The sequence below is a fragment of the Pseudoalteromonas sp. SR43-2 genome (assembly GCF_014163885.1).
In the GTDB taxonomy this organism is placed as follows: Bacteria; Pseudomonadota; Gammaproteobacteria; order Enterobacterales; family Alteromonadaceae; genus Pseudoalteromonas; species Pseudoalteromonas distincta.
Genome location: NZ_JACJED010000006.1, coordinates 192,465 through 210,404, shown reverse-complemented (window position 1 = coordinate 210,404; position 17,940 = coordinate 192,465). Strand labels below are relative to the sequence as shown.

Genomic DNA, 17,940 nt, shown 5'->3' with positions numbered 1-17,940 from the left:
AATGTCTGGTTTTGTATTTAAACAATTTAAAGTTGAACACGACCACTGTGCAATGAAAGTTTCTACCGATGGCATTTTGCTTGGCGCATGGGCTAATTTAAGCGATGCAAAGTCATTACTTGATATAGGCACAGGCACCGGCTTACTAGCATTAATGTGTAAGCAGCGCAGTAATGAGCTTGATATAACTGCGGTAGAAATTGACGAAAGCGCCTATACCCAAGCATTACAAAATGTAGCTAATAGCCCGTGGCCAACTATAAGTATTACGCACCAAACTATTCAACGCTTTAGTAGTGAAGTTAAATTTGACGTGGTTATCTCTAATCCACCGTATTTTAATCACAGTTTAAAAGGCGATAATGTTGCGCGTAATACCGCACGCCATACCGACGGCCTAAGTTTTGAAGAGTTAATTAATGCGTTTAAACATTTAAGCCATAGTGGTTCCCGCTTTAGCTTAATACTCCCAAGCGTTGAAGGCGCATTATTTATTGAGCTTGCTACTCAAAATGGGCTTTATTTAAATGCTCATTGCCAAGTAAAAGCCACGGCCAATAAAGAGATTAGCCGCAGTTTAATGACATTTAGCTACGTAAAAAGCGATTTAGAATCATCAACCCTGTGTATTAGAAACTTAGATAATACTTACACCGCTGATTATATAGCCCTATGCAAAGCATTTTATTTGAAAATGTGAAGCAATTGTAAAATAGGAACGAATAACGCAAACTGACTAAAACCATTGTTGAGAACAGATATGGATAGTCAGTTACCAAAATCTTTTATAATTATACTTGCCGTATTACAGGCTATTGCTCTTACCCTTTTGTATAGCAGTATAGAAAATAATGTGTGGCCAGCAACAAGCCCTACATGGTTAGTCTCACTTATTACATTTTCTATGAGCTTTCCTTTATTAATGCTAATGACCGTTAATAAAAATAATATAAAAACGTCGTTGCTTTTAATCCTTCCTTTTTCCTTGTTGTTATCTTTATTGGGGGCGTATGTTGGCTTTCAGCAAGAGCCTCAAGAGTACGTAAGTAATAACACTTTAATGTCAGTTTTTATTTTTACTAGTTTAATAGCTGGCTTTAAAGGCCTTATGTACATACAACAATTTGGTAGCTCAGAAAATGTTAGTTACAGTCGTTTATTTAAGCTCTCTTGGCGTAATTTTATAATATTTGGAGAATGCTGGCTGTTTGTACTTATTTTTTGGGGAATTCTAAATTTAGGTGCGGCTTTATTTGATATTTTAGATATAGAATTTTTCTCTGAGCTACTAAGAAATGAATGGTTTTGGATCCCAACCTTAACCCTCGCATTTGCCTTTGCGAGTGTCATATTTAGAAAGCTTTTGAACATTGAAGATAATATCGCTTTTTTACTACAAACTTTAATTAAGTTTTTATTGCCTGTCTTATCAGTTATTTCTCTCGGTTTTTTAGCAACACTTCCTTTTACCGGACTCAATAAATTATGGGAGACCGGAAGTGGCAGTTTATTAGTAATGTGGCTGCAGGTGCTCACGTTGTTTTTTGTTAACACTGTTTATAAAGATGACTCATCAGTTCGCCCTTATCACATGCTCTTGCACCGACTCGTTTTTATAAGCGTTGCGTTACTTCCAGTTTATAGTGTTATTTCTGCCTATGGAATTTACTTACGGGTAGAGCAGCATGGGCTAACAGTAGATCGTTGTTGGGGCATTTTAATTTGGTTTTTATTGGCGTGTTTTTCGTTTAGTTATCTTGTTGGAATTATAACAAAGCGAGACAATTGGCTAGAGCCGCTTAGCAAAATAAATATTGTGATGGGGTGGGTGGTGCTCGTTAGTATGCTTGCTGTTAACTCCCCTTTATTAAATTTTCAAAGCTTATCTACAAACAGCCAAATAGCGCGTTTAGATGCAGATAAAGTAACAATAGAAAAGTTTGACTATTACTATTTTGAGCACAGCTTAGGTCGCCAAGGTTATTTAGCTATGCAGTTATTAAAACAGAAAATTGAAACGAGTCACCCAGAACAATACGCTATCATCGATAGGATGTATGTAAATAATGAGTTTGCTTTAACGCTTGAACACACAGTCGATGATTTTATTGAGCGCAGTGTATTTTGGCCATCACAAGCGCTAATACCTCAAGGTTTAATAGAGGCAGTATTTTCTGAACAACATTTTTACGATCGTAACTCTTTAAAAGAACATACTTACTATTTCATTGGCATGGATTTAAACAAAGATGATGAACTCGATTTTATAGTGATTGACGAAAGTAATGAAAATATATCCGCATATTTCTGGTTATTCGACATGGGTAAGTGGCGCTCAAGGTATATGAATGTCGAAAATCCTGAAGAGATTAGATACCTTAAAAGCATGATTGATAATAACGAATTATCTTTAGTTGAGCCTGAATATTCAAATCTAAAAATAGGGGATGTTGTTTTTAAAGTAAGGTAATACGCTGCTTTGTTTTTTATGCTACAGATCCTTAAACCTAAACTAATGATTATTAGTTTAGGTTTGTTGTTATTTTAGGTGGGGCGCTTTGGTAGTGTGTTTATAAATCACCTGTTATGATTAAGTCATTAGTCACTTGATTTAAAGACAACACAATGAAAAAGTTAAATAAAATAGCATTACTTAGCACGTTAGCAGCCACCATTTTTGCAAGCCAAGGTGTGTTTGCTGCTATTACGCCTGTAGGGCTTTGGAAAACGATTGACGAGGATACAAACCAAGCTAAGTCGTATGTACGTATTACCCAAACCAACGGTATATTAAGCGGCAAAGTTGAAACCATTCTTAACCCTGCAAAACAAAACGATATATGTACCGAGTGCGATGATGAATTAAAAGACCAACCTATTCTTGGCATGACTATTATTAAAGACGTAAAAGCACAGGATGATGGCATCTGGGGAGACGGCGAAATACTCGACCCAACAAATGGCAAAACTTATACCTTACAACTAACCCCGCAAGAGGAAGGTAAAAAGCTCGAAGTACGCGGCTACATTGGCTTTTTTTACCGAAACCAATATTGGCTAAGAGTTGAGTAAGTTTAACTACTTACTTAATTACTAAACGTTAAATAATTAAGCATTAACTGAAATCATTTTTGCGCTTTGCCTTTCTTACTCACTAAGCCTGCCATATTTAATTGGCATAAAATTTTGAGTAAATAAAAGGGTAAAATATGATTAAGTACATAGTTGCTTTAATAATGCTTAGCACACTGTTAATAAGCGGTGGGGCAAACGCAAAGGATGATGCGGTAAACACGGGTTGGTTTAATAACACGGCTATTAAAGGGTACGACAGTGTTGCTTATTTTACGCAAAATAAAGCCGTTAAAGGCAGCGGCAGATATACGTTTAGTTATTTAGGTGCCGACTGGCATTTTTCGAGTGAAGAAAATAAAACGGCATTTGCAGAAAACCCAAAGCGTTATGCTCCGCAATACGGAGGCTGGTGCGCTTATGCAATGGCTGATGAGGGTAATGCCGTAGGAATAGACCCAGAAGCATTTTATATTCACGAAGGTAAGCTTTACTTAAATTACAGCCAAAGCGTACAACAAAAATGGTTAAGTAATTTATTGCCGTACATTGTAATGGCTGATGGATATTACCCACAAACGACCAATGTTATGACGTTTCAATAAATTACTCATATTATTAGGGTCTGTTGAACTTTGCGGATTAAAATTTGTTCAAACTAGGGGCTATTTAATCGCGGCGCGAGATTTGCAACCTAGTGGGCTAAGTAAAAACCGAGCAAAGCTTCCGCGTCCTGCTCACGCCCCTTACCTACATCCATGTAGGCAACAAAGAGTAAGTAGCCCCTAGGAAGAACCCTTTGGGCAGCGCCTGTTTGGCATTAATGCTACGTTATCGCCCATTTATGGGGAATAACCACACTGCATAGCCTCTGCCTTGCCTAAATACCAAACAGACTGCTGCAAATTTAACCTTAAAAGATCAACAGACCCTAGTTAAAAAGCCCGCAACTAAACTAGTTGCGGGCTTTTTACTTATTAGCTAATTAATTAAAGCGTTTCGCTATATTCAGTCATTACCTGTTCAACCCATGTTGCAATACGCTCATCGCTTAGCTCGTATTGACTGTCTTCGTCGAGCGCGAGTCCTACAAACTGTTTACCATCAGGCGTTAATGCTTTTGAAGCTTCAAACTCGTAACTACTGTCGTTTGGCCAAAAACCAAGTTGAGTAAATGTTTGCGTATTTATTTCATCGTGTAGCATGCCTAGGGCATCTTGAAACCATTGCCCGTAACCTTGCTGATCGCCCATGCCAAATAAAGCAATGGTTTTACCGTTTAGGTTTACGTCGGCTATGTCGTCCCACTTTGACTCCCAGTCTTCTTGTATTTCACCAAAATCCCATGTTGAAATACCAAAGATGATAAAGTCGTACTGCTCTGCATTTTTTAGTGGCTCGTCTTTAATATTGTGCAGGGTAACTATATCGGCACCAATAATGTCGCGAATCTTTTCTGCTGCCATTTCGGTGTAGCACGTAGTAGAACCAAAAAATAAACCAATTTGCATCGTATTTATCACTGTGTAATTGCCTGATATGATAGGCTCAAGTTTACCGTAAGGTATTTTTAATTGATACCTTAGCAAAGCATGAGAGCATAATGTGACAACGCTATCTGACGATTCTTTTGAAAATAACAGCAGTATGAGCAGTAATAGCGACTACCTAGAAACCTTTTTAGATAGCCTGTACTTAGAACAAGGCGTAAGCGAAAATACATTAAGCGCTTATCGCAGTGATTTAGATAAGTTTTGCCTATTTTTAAAGGGCGAAAATTTAATGACGGTAACGGGGCTAGACATAGAAAGCTACTTAGCCCATCGAGTTGATTTAGGTTTAAAACCACGCAGTACAGCACGTAGCATTAGTGCGCTAAAGCGTTTTTATCAGTACTTTGTGCGCGAAAAAATAATTAGTGATTCGCCCATGCTAAACATTGCTCAACCAAAAGCCGGACAGTCGTTACCTAAAACACTCTCAGAAGCTGAAGTTGAGGCATTGTTAAATGCGCCCAACACAGAAGAAGCGATGGGGCTGCGCGACAAAGCCATGCTAGAGCTACTTTATGCAACGGGGTTGCGTGTAAGTGAGCTTGTTGGGCTTCGTATGGAGCAAATTAATTTGCGCCAAGCGGTGGTGTTTGTAAAAGGCAAGGGTAACAAAGAGCGCTTAGTGCCACTGGGTGAAGAAGCCATGTATTGGCTGGAGCAATTTTTAAAGGGTGGGCGTGCACAAATGATAAAACACGCCACCGATTTTGTGTTCCCATCTAAGCGTGGAGTAGGCATGACGCGACAAACCTTTTGGCATAGAATTAAACACTATGCTATTTTGGCATCAGTTGAGTCTCCATTATCGCCCCATACCATGCGCCATGCTTTTGCTACGCACTTATTAAATCATGGGGCAGATTTACGTGTGGTACAAATGATGTTGGGCCATAGCGATTTATCAACGACGCAAATTTATACCCATGTTGCCAATGAACGGTTAAAGTCGGTACACGCAGAGCATCATCCGCGAGCGTAAGTTTGAAAGTAAATATTATTAAGCCGGTCAATATATTAAGTATTTTTAGGATAGAGAGAAGTTATGAAAAAATTAATGTTAGCAGGTGCCATGTTGTGCACAAGTATTAGTGCATTTGCAAATGGCGTTGCTGTAACACCAGATGCTAATGATCCTATTATTACTAAATTTGCCGAGCTTGGTGTAACTGTAAAGCAAATTAACCCAAGCCCAGTAGCGGGCTTAAAAGAGTTGATCACTAATAAGGGCGTGCTTTACGCAAGTCCAGATGGTCAATTTTTAATGCAAGGTACGTTAATCGATTTAAATAATCGCAACAACTTAACAGAGCAAGCATTAAACGGCGTGCGTGTTGAGGGCATTAAAGAATACGAAGATTCGATGATTGTGTACAAAGCACCAAACGAAAAACACAGTATTACCGTATTTACCGACATTAGCTGTGGTTACTGTCGTAAATTACATCGCGAGTTAGACGATTTACTTGATGCGGGTATTACCGTTAAGTACCTTGCGTTTCCACGTGGTGGCTTACAAGGTTCAGGCTACGCCGATTTAATGAACGTATGGTGTGCACGCGATCAGCAAGAAGCACTAACAGAAGCTAAGTCGGGTACAAGCACTAAAGTAGTTGCAGGCTGTAGCGCACCGGTTGCAGAGCATTATCAGCTTGGTCAAAGCTTTGGTATTAGCGGCACACCTGCCATTATTTTAGAAGATGGTACGATGATCCCAGGTTACCAGCCAGCAGCAGCACTAAAAGCAGCATTAGATGCTAACAAAGCGTCGTAATACGTTTTATAGCTAATAAAAAGGCCTTAATGGCCTTTTTTTGTCTTTTTAATACGACCCAATAAGTTAAAACTCTGCATGAAAAAACTAATCATTGCGCGTGAAAACGTTGACGACTCGCATCTACCGAGTAATTTACACCCTGTAATTAAACAAATTTATGCTAACCGCAATGTATTTAATGCCGACGAGCTAAATAACAGCGTAGCTACGCTTCACGACTTTAAATTGTTTAAAGATATCGACAAAGCCAGCGATTTACTAATTGAGGCATTAAAGACGCAAAGCCAAATATTAATAGTCGGCGATTTTGATGCTGATGGCGCAACAAGCACTGCAACATTAATGCAAGGCCTTGAGATGTTTGGCTTTAAGCATTTAGATTACTTAATTCCTGACCGGTTTAGCTTAGGTTATGGTTTAAGCCCCGCACTTGCAGAGCAAATAGTACAAATAAAGCCTGATTTAGTGATCACCGTAGATAACGGCATATCGTGTATTGCTGGTATTGATATTTTAAAAGCGGTTGGTATAAAAGTGCTGGTAACAGATCACCACTTACAAGGTGAGCAGCTGCCAAATGCCGATGCAATAGTAAATCCAAATAGGCACGAATGTAACTTCCCGTCTAAATCTATAGCAGGCGTTGGCGTTGCTTTTTACTTACTAATAGCACTGAGAAGCGTAATGCGAGACCTTGGTTATTTTGAGCAGCAACCGCCGCCTAATTTAGCTAACTTGCTCGACATTGTAGCGCTTGGTACGGTTGCTGACGTGGTCGCACTTGATGCAAATAATCGCACCTTAGTACATCAAGGTTTAGCACGTATTCGCAGTGGTAAAACACGCCCAGGCATTACCGCGCTTATTGAAGTGGCTAACCGCAATGCTGCGCGCTTAAGCGCAAGCGACTTTGGCTTTTCACTTGCGCCGCGTTTAAATGCAGCAGGGCGATTAGACGACATGAGTTTGGGTATAGCATGCTTACTTAGCACCGATATAAACCAAGCACGTAGTATTGCCAGCGAGCTCGATAGCTTAAACTTTGCAAGGCGCGAAATAGAACAAGGCATGCAAGCCGAGGCGCAAGCCGTGCTTGATAGACTCGCATTTAGCGACGATAACGTCCCTGATGCAATCTGCTTGTTTCAAGACGATTGGCACCAAGGTGTTATTGGTATTTTGGCTGGTCGCTTAAAAGAAAAGTACCACCGACCAACCGTTATATTTGCTGGTGGCGAAAATGGTGAAATAAAAGGTTCGTGCCGCTCTATAGAAGGGTTGCACATGCGCGACTTACTCGAAGGGCTTAATACTGCTGAGCCACACTTAATTAATAAATTTGGTGGCCACGCAATGGCCGCTGGTTTAAGTATTAATGAGCAACACTTTAACGACTTTAAAAAGGCATTTGATGCTGCAGTGAGTGCGCAACTGAGTGAAGAAAGTAAGCGCTGCATTGTATTTACCGACGGTGAGCTGCCAAACGACTGTTTTACGATGGAGTTTGCCCAGCTATTAAAGCAATCGGGCCCTTGGGGGCAGCAATTTCCTGAGCCGGTGTTTGAGCACACCTTTGAAGTAATACAGCAGCGCATAGTCGGCGAAAAGCATTTAAAGCTGGTGCTAAAGCATCAATCAGGGCGATTAGTTGACGCCATTGCCTTTGGTATTGATGTAAAAGAATGGCCCGACACAGAAGCGAAGTTTGTAAAAGTAGCCTACCAACTCGATATAAATGAGTTTAGAGGTAAATTTTCGCTGCAATTAATAGTTAGAGAGCTTGAAAAAGTGCACTAAAAAATATGCACAAATCATGCATAAAAGGCTAATAAAGCGCGCGGTTTTTTGTTAAAATCGGGCGTTTTTATCATTTGACGATAATTTGTTGCGAAAATCCCATGTAAAGGGGCGCAATTACCTAGCCATTTTGGAGTGATGTACATGTTTGAAGTGAATCCTGTGATTAACCAAATCAAGGAAATTCGCGAACGTACTGAATTGCTTCGGGGGTACCTTTGACTACGCTCTTAAACAAGAACGCCTAGAAGAAGTTAACGCCGAACTTGAAGATTCAGCCGTATGGAATGAGCCTGAACGCGCACAAGCGCTTGGCCGTGAAAAATCAGCATTAGAGGCTGTTGTTGAAACAATCGACAACCTTGTAGCCGGTACTGACGACGTTGAAGGTCTACTTGAACTTGCTGTAGAAGCCGAAGATCAAGATACCTTTGATGAAGCACAAAGCGAACTTAGCGATCTAAACGAGCAGTTAGAAGGTTTAGAGTTTCGTCGTATGTTTTCAGGTCCTCATGACTCAAACGATGCGTACCTTGATTTACAATCGGGTTCTGGCGGCACTGAAGCACAAGACTGGTGTAATATTCTACTTCGTATGTATTTACGTTGGGGCGAGGCTAAAGGCTTTAAAGTTGAGCTAGTTGAAGCAACCGACGGTGATGTTGCCGGTATTAAAGGCGCAACAGTTCGCTTTGTTGGCGAATACGCTTACGGTTGGTTACGTACAGAAACAGGCGTTCACCGTTTAGTGCGTAAAAGCCCGTTTGACTCAAGTGGTCGTCGTCATACCTCATTTGCTTCTGCGTTTGTATACCCAGAGATTGACGATAATATTGAAATTGATATTAATCCGTCAGATCTACGTATAGACGTTTACCGTGCATCAGGCGCGGGTGGTCAGCACGTTAATACCACCGAATCGGCGGTTCGTATTACTCACGTACCAACAAATACCGTAGTGCAGTGTCAAAACGAGCGTTCACAGCATAAAAATAAAGCCCAAGCGATGAAGCAGTTAAAAGCTAAATTATTTGAGCTTGAGCTACAGCAGCAAAATGCTGAAAAACAAACGCAAGAAGACGCTAAATCTGATATAGGTTGGGGTAGCCAAATACGTTCATACGTACTTGATGACGCACGTATTAAAGATTTACGTACAGGCGTTGAAAACCGCAATACCCAATCGGTACTTGACGGTAACTTAGATAAATTTATTGAAGCCAGCCTTAAATCTGGCCTATAACCACCAAGCTAATAAAGAGCTAAAAAATGACTGATAAAATCCAAGACGAAAACAAGTTAATCGCTGAGCGTCGCGGCAAGTTAGACGCGATACGCGAAAATTGCCCAGCCAACGGTCATCCAAACCAATTCCGTCGTGAGCATTACACGGCTGATTTGCAAGCCCAGTTTGGTGATAAGAGCAAAGAAGAATTAGTTGAACTACAAGAAGTTGTGTCTATTGCTGGACGTATTTTAGCAAAGCGTGGACCGTTTTTTGTAATTCAAGACATGAAAGGTCGCGTACAAGCGTATGCATCTAAAGATGTTCAAAAAGACCTTAAAGAAAAATATGGTCAGCTAGACACTGGCGATATTATAGGTGTTAAAGGCGCGTTAAATAAATCGGGCAAAGGCGATTTATACGTAGAAATGACTGAGTATCAATTACTAACTAAGTCACTTCGTCCGTTACCTGAAAAATTCCATGGCTTATCAGATCAAGAAACAAAGTACCGCCAACGTTATGTTGACTTAATTACTAACGAAGCAACGCGCGAAACATTCCGCATTCGCTCACAAGTAGTTGAAGGTATTCGTCGCTTTTTAGCAGACCGTGACTTTATGGAAGTAGAAACACCTATGCTACAGGTTATACCTGGTGGTGCATCTGCGCGTCCGTTTGTAACTCACCATAACGCGCTTGATATCGACATGTACCTACGTATAGCGCCAGAGCTTTACTTAAAGCGCTTAGTGGTAGGTGGTTTTGATCGTGTATTTGAAATTAACCGTAACTTCCGTAACGAAGGGTTATCTACACGCCACAACCCAGAATTTACAATGATTGAATTTTACCAAGCATACGCTGATTACATCGACCTGATGAACATTACCGAAGACATGCTACGTACTGTTGCAGAAAACGTACTAGGTAGTGCAATTGTAGTTAATACAACTAAGGACGAAAACGGCGAAGTTATCGATTCAGTTGAATACGACTTTGGCCAACCGTTTACACGTTTAAGTATGGCGGATGCTATCTTAAAATATAACCCTGAGTTTGATGCTGCGGTATTTAACGACCCAGAAAACCATTTTGAAGAGTTAAAAGCGTACGCTAAACAAGTGCACGTTAAAATTCCTGAAAACTGTGTTTGGGGCCCAGGTAAGTTTCTTTGTGAAATATTTGAAGAAACAGCAGAGCACATGCTTATTCAACCTACGTTTATTACTGGTTACCCGTGGGAAGTATCACCACTTGCACGCCGTAACGACGAAAACCCATTTGTTACCGACCGTTTTGAGTTTTTTGTTGGCGGTCGCGAACTTGCAAATGGTTTCTCTGAGCTTAACGATGCACAGGATCAAGCTGAGCGCTTTACTCGTCAAGTTGAAGAGAAAGACGCAGGCGATGATGAAGCAATGCACTACGACGAAGACTACATACGCGCACTAGAGTACGGCTTACCGCCAACGGCTGGTGAAGGTATTGGTATTGACCGTTTAGTAATGTTGTTTACTGATTCATCAACAATTAAAGACGTTATTTTGTTCCCGCATATGCGTCCACAAGCTGACTAATCTTTAGTAGAACAAAGTAACTTAATAAACGCCGCTTAATAGCGGCGTTTTTTTGCTTATAATTAGTGTTTTAATTAATAAGTACTACACTAAAAATTAAAGGTAATTATTAGTGCTGATTAATGTGCAATTCAGCTTCACTAACTTATTGTTATTGGAAGTTTTCAATATTAAAACTAACAGTGCTATAACTTTTTAGTATGATTATTTTTTAAACATATGTTGTGTTTGTACAAAGGTTTTAGCTAGAATACGCACGAAATTTACACTGCTGGTATTTAGCAGTTAAATATAGATTCTTAAAGGACTTAGGATAATAGTATGAAAGACAAACGAGTAGATGATTTATCAGAAGAATGCACATCAGAGCAAGAACGAAACGCTTACTACCGTGCTTGTATCGCTGAATTTCAACAATTAGGTTACCAAGAACAGTATTTGGCTCAGTTAACTGATGACTTAGTTCCCGTGCTAGGTGTTAATCCTTCAAATAAAAATACGTAACCCGCTTAAATTTCAAACTAATTACACTTTTAAACCAAGCATATGTGCAATCTATAACCATATAGTCGTTTTTGGTAGAAAAGTGTTTGACATATTTTCTGAAATCTTTATTATACGCCCCACAAGACGGAGAGGTGTCCGAGTGGCCGAAGGAGCTCCCCTGCTAAGGGAGTATAGAGTTTGTAGCTCTATCGAGGGTTCGAATCCCTCCCTCTCCACCATTTCTTTTAATGGCAAGTTTTGTAAAATTTTAAAGTATGGGTGCATAGCTCAGCTGGATAGAGTACTCGGCTACGAACCGAGCGGTCGGAGGTTCGAATCCTCCTGCGCCCACCATACTTTAATAACTCGCTTAGAGTCTAAATAAGCAAACTATAAAGTGGGTGCATAGCTCAGCTGGATAGAGTACTCGGCTACGAACCGAGCGGTCGGAGGTTCGAATCCTCCTGCGCCCACCACTTTATAAACTCTACTTAGAGTATAAATAAGTAAAACTCTCACTTAGAGTAAAAACAAGTAATAGTAAAAATGAAAGTGGGTGCATAGCTCAGCTGGATAGAGTACTCGGCTACGAACCGAGCGGTCGGAGGTTCGAATCCTCCTGCGCCCACCACTTTCATGTTTTCATACACTTTTAAGTGTAAGAAAAATAAACCGATGGAAATCGGTTTTTTTATGCCTGAATTAATACGCTCTGCTTAGAGTTTAAATAAGCAATCTATGAAAGTGGGTGCATAGCTCAGCTGGATAGAGTACTCGGCTACGAACCGAGCGGTCGGAGGTTCGAATCCTCCTGCGCCCACCACTTTCATAAACAAGCCGACATTAAGTCGGTTTTTTTGTGCCTAAAATAAAGTGAAGTGAAGTGAAGTGAAGTGTAGGTTTAGGTGAATTGAGAACCAAGCAGTCGGAGGTTCACTCTTACAAGATACGTCCTGCGCCCACCACTTTCATAAACAAGCCGACATTAAGTCGGTTTTTTTGTGCCTAAAATAAAGTGAAGTGAAGTGTAGGTTTAGGTGAATTGAGAACCAAGCAGTCGGAGGTTCACTCTTACAAGATACGTCCTGCGCCCACCACTTTCATAAACAAGCCGACATTAAGTCGGTTTTTTGTGCCTGAAATAAAGTGAAGTGTAGGTTTATGCGAATTGAGAACCAAGCAGTCGGAGGTTCACTCTTACAAGATACGTCCTGTGCCCACCACTTTCATAAACAAGCCGACATTAAGTCGGTTTTTTTGTGCCTGAAATAAAGTGAAATGTAAGCTACCACTCCTGCAGCCGCAGAGCTTGCTCGCGTGAGAAGCGCCAGGTTCTAATTACTTACCACCGATATAACTGATACTTTATTTACGAGCTTCGTTCGTCGCGTCAGCAAGCTGTAAGCCTACAAGTAAAACCAGCCCTAATCTTTAAATCCAAACTCCGAGCTTATTTATCCGTTGTAGACGCTGAGCTTGCTCGCGTGAGAAGCGACAGCTTCTATTCCCCCCTCAAAAATATAATTTATAAGATTTTATTTGTTGGCAACGCCAGAAATAAGTAATTTATTCACAAAGAGGTTAAGAGGCGCTGCGCTTTTAGAGGTAGTAATAAAGCTAAATTAATAAACCCGGGCTTATGTCTTCTCATTTACTTCTCTTTCGCTTCTCTATGTGTAATAGATCTTTAAGTGGTTCATTGACCAAGAAACTAAATAACTAGAAGCGTTTAGCTCTAAGAAGGTTAAATACGGTCTTTAAGCTTAAAATGAGAGGTGGTATTTTCAAGTAAAACTAGCTCTAATCTTTAAATCTAAACTTCGAGTTTATTTATCCGCTGTAGACGCAGAGCTTGCTCGCGTGAGAAGCGCCAGCTTCTAATCAGTTATCTAATCAAGCCCACTTAACCCTTTTCTAAAGCTGCTCTTTAATATTACCTATGTTATTTTAAACGCCTTGTTTAAAAGGATATTGCAGTATGTTTAAAACCCTATTTATTACGTTATTTTTTATTTTTAGTGCCATTTTTATTTCAAGCGCACAAGCCAACGAAGCTAATAACTCACTTGTGGTAGGTGCGCAGCAATACGCTAAATATTTACCGCAGTTAAAAAATAAACGTGTAGGGCTAGTCGTTAATCAAACATCAATGGTGGGGCAAACTCACTTAGTAGATGCGCTGCTGACTAAAAATATTAATATAACTAAAATTTTTGCACCTGAGCATGGCTTTCGTGGCGATCACGATGCGGGCGCCCATGTGAAAAATGCCGTTGATGGTAAAACAGGTATTCCACTAATTTCTATTTACGGTAAAAATAAAAAACCAAGCCAAGCTGCTTTAGCCGATGTTGATGTGATTATTTTTGATATTCAAGATGTGGGGGTGCGTTTTTATACCTACATAAGCTCTATGCACTACATGATGGAAGCCGCTTCAGAGCAGGGGATAGAATTTTTGGTGCTCGACAGGCCCAACCCAAATATTGCCTACGTTGATGGGCCAATATTAGAGCCAGAATTTAAATCGTTTGTAGGCATGCACCCAATTCCTGTTTTACACGGCATGACCGTTGGCGAACTTGCCAAAATGATCAAGGGCGAGGGCTGGATCAATAAAGCGGCCGATTTAAAATTAACGATGATCCCTGTTGATCATTACACTCGCAAAAGTACTTACAGCTTGCCTGTAAAACCCAGCCCTAACTTACCTAACGATCAAGCCATTGCGCTTTACCCATCACTTTGCTTTTTTGAAGCAACGCCTATTAGCATTGGTAGAGGCACCGACTTTGCATTTCAAGTAATTGGCTATTCGCCAGTTGCATTAGGTGATTTTAATTTTACACCGCGCGCAATTAAAGGCGCTGCTTTAAACCCTAAATTTAAAAACCAAACCGTACAAGGGCTCGATTTAAGACAAGCAAATATTTCAGGTTTAAATTTAACTTACTTAATAAATGCGTATACGGAGCTTACTAAAAATAACATCTCGTTTTTTGAGCGCGCTGACTTTATGGATAAGCTAGCGGGTACTAATAAATTGCGCTTAGCTATTGAAGCAGGGCAATCAGAGGCGCAAATAAAACAAAGCTGGCAGGCGGGGCTTGCGCAATTTAAAGCGCAAAGAGCGCCTTACTTGTTATATAAATAAGGGCTAAGCATGTTTATTGCTTTAAAAAATCAAAGGTATGGTTATATCAAACAAGCATTTATAGCGGCATTGAGCTTTATTATTGTGGGTTGTAGTACACCACCTGAGCCTATTAGCTCGGTGCTACCACTTACAAAAAGCCAACTTGTAGAGCTGCCTAATGCACAAGTGGTTGTAACGTTTCCTGAGGTAAATCCAAGTAGCCGGTTTTATGTAAATAACCGAGGAACGTTTAAAGCTTACAAAGGGCGCGGGCAATTATTAATACAAAACCACAACGCACAAAGCGCCGATATTTACATTAATAATCAAAAGCTCGACGTTAACCAACTAAGCGCCAACACCTTATACAATTACAGTTTGGCAAAAAATACTCACAACGGTGTTAATACCTTTAAAGTTGAAAATATTCTCCCTGCTGGCGCAAGTTTAACGCTGCGTTTTGCATTTCCTACTTTAAGCGATGAACCAAAAAAGCATATAGATTTTACTGAAGTAGACACATTAATTGAACGCGATGTAAAAGCGGGTTTTCCTGGGGCTGTGTTGGCCGTTGTTAAAAATGGCGAGCTAATAAAATTAACGGCCTATGGCGATGCAAAGCAATACCAGCAAAGTGATTTAATGCTACTACGCCCAGAGCCCATGCAAACTAATACTTTGTTTGATCTTGCCTCAAACACCAAAATATTTGCCACAAACTTTGCACTTATGAAATTAGTAAGTGAAGGGCTGTTAAATATTAATAAACCCGTACAAAGCTACCTAAGCGAATATAAAGGTGAAGGGCGAGCAAAGCGCACAGTAAAAGACTTACTCACACACAGCGCCGGATACCCGCCAGTATTTGACTTTCATCGTAAAGATGGCAGCTATGGTGACGCGTTTTATTCGCAAAACAGTAAAACCACCAAACAGCTATTACTTACCAGCGTGCCTTTTAGTAGTAAATCATCTGGGCAGCATGTTTACTCAGATATTGATTACATGATTTTAGGCGTACTCATTGAGCGCATAACTGGGCAGCCCCTTGATGAGTACCTAGAGCAGCAAGTGTATGCGCCATTAAAATTAACTAACACGTTATTTAATCCACTTAAAAAAGGCTTTAAGCCGCAGCAATTTGCAGCCACTGAGCTTAGCGGCAACACACGAGACGGGCGCATTAAGTTTGATAATGTTCGAACTGGGGTTTTACAAGGCCAAGTGCATGATGAGCGCGCTTACTACTCACTTGATGGCGTAGCAGGGCATGCAGGATTATTTAGTAATGCTCATGACTTAGCGGTGCTTTGCCAGCTATTACTAAATAATGGTGGCTACGGCGACCAACAATTATTTAGTGCAAGCGCCTTAGCGCAATTTTTAACGCCGCAAAGTAGTGATGAGACCTACGGGCTTGGCTTTAGGTTTGCTGGTAACAACCAAGCAAGGCGCTGGCACTTTGGCCCTTATGCAAGCGCGCAGGCTTATGGGCACACAGGTTGGACGGGAACAGTGACCGTAATTGACCCCGCTTACGATTTAGCTATTGTTTTACTTACCAATGCTCGCCACAGTGCAATTAAAGGCTCGCAAAAACGTTACGAATTTACAGGTAAACAATTTGAAACCGCGCAGTACGGATCGGTGGTGTCGCTTATTTATGAAGCGCTACTAAATCAATAAGCTATCGTATAGGTTAAAACGTACTAACAGCATTACTCTAAGTGATTTATTTACAGGTGACTTGAGTAAGGCAATCCATTAAGCTAAGCGGTTTACAAATCTAAGCCAGTTTATGCTGCTAGGCTTAACAAATAAGCGATAAAACGCGTACAAAGCGAGAGTGGCTCGCTAATAATTAAGGTTAACTTTTTATGCATTGGTATTCTATTTTACCGCCGCTAATTGCGATTGCTATCGTGTTTTGGCGCAAAGAAGTGATTATGGCGCTACTTGTTGCTGTTGCTTCTTCTGAGTTTTTACTCGCCTTTCAGGGCGAAGGTAATAGCTTGTTTGACACTTTTTTAAATACCATTGAACGTATTATTTCGGTTGCCAGCTCGCCAGGTAATACACGCATACTAATATTTAGTATTTTAATTGGTGCACTGCTTGCCTACATTCGCGAATCTGGCGGCGTTGCAGCAACTGTTAATATGTTAATGAACAAAGGTATTGCAAAAAGTAAGCGCCAAGTGGGGTTTTTAACCATGTTTACCGGCATTGCAGTGTTTATAGAATCTAACTTGAGCGTACTTACCTCGGGTATTTTATCGCGTGGCTTATTCGACAAATTTAAAATGAGCCGAGCGCGTCTAGCGTACATTATTGATAGCACCAGTGCGCCAGTGTGTATTTTAATACTACTTAATGGCTGGGGTGCGTTTGTACTTGGTTTGTTAGGTAACTACGAGCTAGATGAGTCGGCTGTATCAGTGTTATGGGGCAGCGTTGGGTATAACTTTTACGCCATAATTACCCTTGCCATTGTTTTTTATACCATCGCGTTTGATAAAGTGCATGGCCCAATGAAAGAAGCCGAAGAAAAACTAGAGCTTCAAACAACTGACTTAAAAGAAGAAGTAAAAGGTTCTAAAGCGCGTTACATGTTAATCCCGCTTATTACGCTTATTACCAGCATGGTTGGCTTTATGTACTACACCGGTAATGGTGTATTAGCAGAGGGCAGCGGCTCTAAATCCGTATTATATGCAACGGTTTTAGCCATTGTTGTCGCTTACTTTTTAATGATTGGCTCACGTAAATTTACGCATCATCAATTAGTTGATACCGGTTTTAAAGGTATGGGCGAATTAATGCCGTTAGTCGCCATTGTACTGCTTTCGCTTACACTTGGCGCAAGCTTAAAAGAATTGGGTACTGGCGTATTTGTAGCGTCGCTTGTTGGCGACTACCTACCTATTTACTTAATAGTACCGGTGCTGTTTTTAACCGGTGCGGTAATGTCGTTTACTACGGGTACATCGTGGGGCACGTTTGCCATATTAATCCCAATTGGTGTGCCACTTATTCAAGCGTTGGGTTTACCGCCATCGCTTGTGGTAGGTGCTATTTTGGGTGGTGGTATATTTGGCGATCATTGCTCGCCTATATCCGACACCAGCGCTGTATCGGCTATTGCATCGGGGTGTGACTTACTCACCCACGTTAAAACGCAGCTACCATATGCCTTATTTGGTGGCGGCCTTACGTTTATAGCGTACTTAATAACAAGTATTATTGTGTTGTAAAAACGTGTTATGAAAGTGAGTTGTAAATACTGAGTTTTAATTATTTATAAAATGCCTTGAAAG

At 40.6% G+C, this 17,940-nt stretch carries 14 protein-coding genes and 5 tRNA genes; 18 read left to right on the top strand and 1 reads right to left on the bottom strand.

Annotated features, from left to right (window positions below; genetic code table 11):
• The first annotated feature begins 1 nt into the window (after position 1).
• From H5120_RS07650 to H5120_RS07635, 4 genes are all read left to right on the top strand, one after another.
• Positions 2-700 carry a tRNA1(Val) (adenine(37)-N6)-methyltransferase gene (locus H5120_RS07650; protein ID WP_182674019.1) on the top strand — a complete coding sequence of 233 codons (699 nt, stop codon included), beginning with the start codon at positions 2-4 and terminating at the stop codon, positions 698-700.
• A gap of 60 nt (positions 701-760) precedes the next feature.
• Positions 761-2,470: a DUF4153 domain-containing protein gene (locus H5120_RS07645; RefSeq protein WP_007583759.1), complete on the top strand. Its 1,710-nt coding sequence runs from the start codon at positions 761-763 to the stop codon at positions 2,468-2,470.
• Positions 2,471-2,625: 155 nt separating this feature from the next.
• The gene (locus H5120_RS07640; protein ID WP_182674018.1) at positions 2,626-3,072 is read left to right on the top strand and encodes a DUF2147 domain-containing protein; all 447 of its coding nucleotides are present in this window, start codon (positions 2,626-2,628) and stop codon (positions 3,070-3,072) included.
• Positions 3,073-3,209: 137 nt separating this feature from the next.
• Positions 3,210-3,677: a YHS domain-containing (seleno)protein gene (locus H5120_RS07635; RefSeq protein ID WP_182674017.1), complete on the top strand. Its 468-nt coding sequence runs from the start codon at positions 3,210-3,212 to the stop codon at positions 3,675-3,677.
• Positions 3,678-4,061: 384 nt separating this feature from the next.
• On the opposite strand, the gene fldB is transcribed toward H5120_RS07635, so the two are convergent.
• Positions 4,062-4,583: a flavodoxin FldB gene (gene fldB, locus H5120_RS07630; protein ID WP_024605911.1), complete on the bottom strand. Its 522-nt coding sequence runs from the start codon at positions 4,581-4,583 to the stop codon at positions 4,062-4,064.
• Between the two features lie 94 nt (positions 4,584-4,677).
• On the opposite strand from fldB, the gene xerD reads away from it, so the two are divergent.
• From xerD to H5120_RS07560, 14 genes are all read left to right on the top strand, one after another.
• A complete protein-coding gene (xerD, locus tag H5120_RS07625; RefSeq protein ID WP_002961416.1) occupies positions 4,678-5,604 on the top strand; it encodes a site-specific tyrosine recombinase XerD in 927 nt (308 codons plus the stop codon).
• Between the two features lie 63 nt (positions 5,605-5,667).
• Positions 5,668-6,396 (top strand): bifunctional protein-disulfide isomerase/oxidoreductase DsbC, encoded by a 729-nt coding sequence (gene dsbC, locus H5120_RS07620; protein WP_002961417.1) that lies wholly within the window; start codon positions 5,668-5,670, stop codon positions 6,394-6,396.
• 78 nt (positions 6,397-6,474) lie between these two features.
• On the top strand, positions 6,475-8,196 hold the full coding sequence (recJ, locus tag H5120_RS07615) for a single-stranded-DNA-specific exonuclease RecJ (RefSeq protein ID WP_182674016.1): 1,722 nt from the start codon (positions 6,475-6,477) through the stop codon (positions 8,194-8,196).
• A 144-nt stretch (positions 8,197-8,340) separates the two neighbouring features.
• A protein-coding gene (prfB, locus tag H5120_RS07610; protein ID WP_100218355.1) for a peptide chain release factor 2 occupies positions 8,341-9,439 on the top strand; the annotation gives its coding sequence in 2 pieces (ribosomal slippage) (positions 8,341-8,415 and positions 8,417-9,439; 1,098 coding nt in all).
• A gap of 26 nt (positions 9,440-9,465) precedes the next feature.
• Positions 9,466-11,001, top strand: a complete 1,536-nt coding sequence (gene lysS / locus H5120_RS07605; protein ID WP_002961420.1) for a lysine--tRNA ligase — start codon at positions 9,466-9,468, stop codon at positions 10,999-11,001.
• Between the two features lie 321 nt (positions 11,002-11,322).
• Positions 11,323-11,505, top strand: coding sequence for a hypothetical protein (locus tag H5120_RS07600; RefSeq protein WP_010553261.1), 183 nt, complete (start codon positions 11,323-11,325; stop codon positions 11,503-11,505).
• Between the two features lie 128 nt (positions 11,506-11,633).
• A tRNA-Ser gene (locus tag H5120_RS07595) sits at positions 11,634-11,726 on the top strand.
• 38 nt (positions 11,727-11,764) lie between these two features.
• Positions 11,765-11,841, top strand: a tRNA-Arg gene (locus H5120_RS07590).
• A 45-nt stretch (positions 11,842-11,886) separates the two neighbouring features.
• A tRNA-Arg gene (locus H5120_RS07585) sits at positions 11,887-11,963 on the top strand.
• 78 nt (positions 11,964-12,041) lie between these two features.
• A tRNA-Arg gene (locus tag H5120_RS07580) sits at positions 12,042-12,118 on the top strand.
• A gap of 115 nt (positions 12,119-12,233) precedes the next feature.
• Positions 12,234-12,310: transfer RNA gene (locus H5120_RS07575), tRNA-Arg, on the top strand.
• Between the two features lie 1,155 nt (positions 12,311-13,465).
• Positions 13,466-14,641, top strand: coding sequence for an exo-beta-N-acetylmuramidase NamZ domain-containing protein (locus H5120_RS07570; RefSeq protein WP_182674015.1), 1,176 nt, complete (start codon positions 13,466-13,468; stop codon positions 14,639-14,641).
• A 9-nt stretch (positions 14,642-14,650) separates the two neighbouring features.
• Positions 14,651-16,309: a penicillin binding protein PBP4B gene (gene pbp4b / locus H5120_RS07565; protein WP_182674014.1), complete on the top strand. Its 1,659-nt coding sequence runs from the start codon at positions 14,651-14,653 to the stop codon at positions 16,307-16,309.
• Positions 16,310-16,500: 191 nt separating this feature from the next.
• On the top strand, positions 16,501-17,877 hold the full coding sequence (locus H5120_RS07560; protein ID WP_182674013.1) for a Na+/H+ antiporter NhaC family protein: 1,377 nt from the start codon (positions 16,501-16,503) through the stop codon (positions 17,875-17,877).
• The last annotated feature ends 63 nt before the right edge of the window (positions 17,878-17,940 follow it).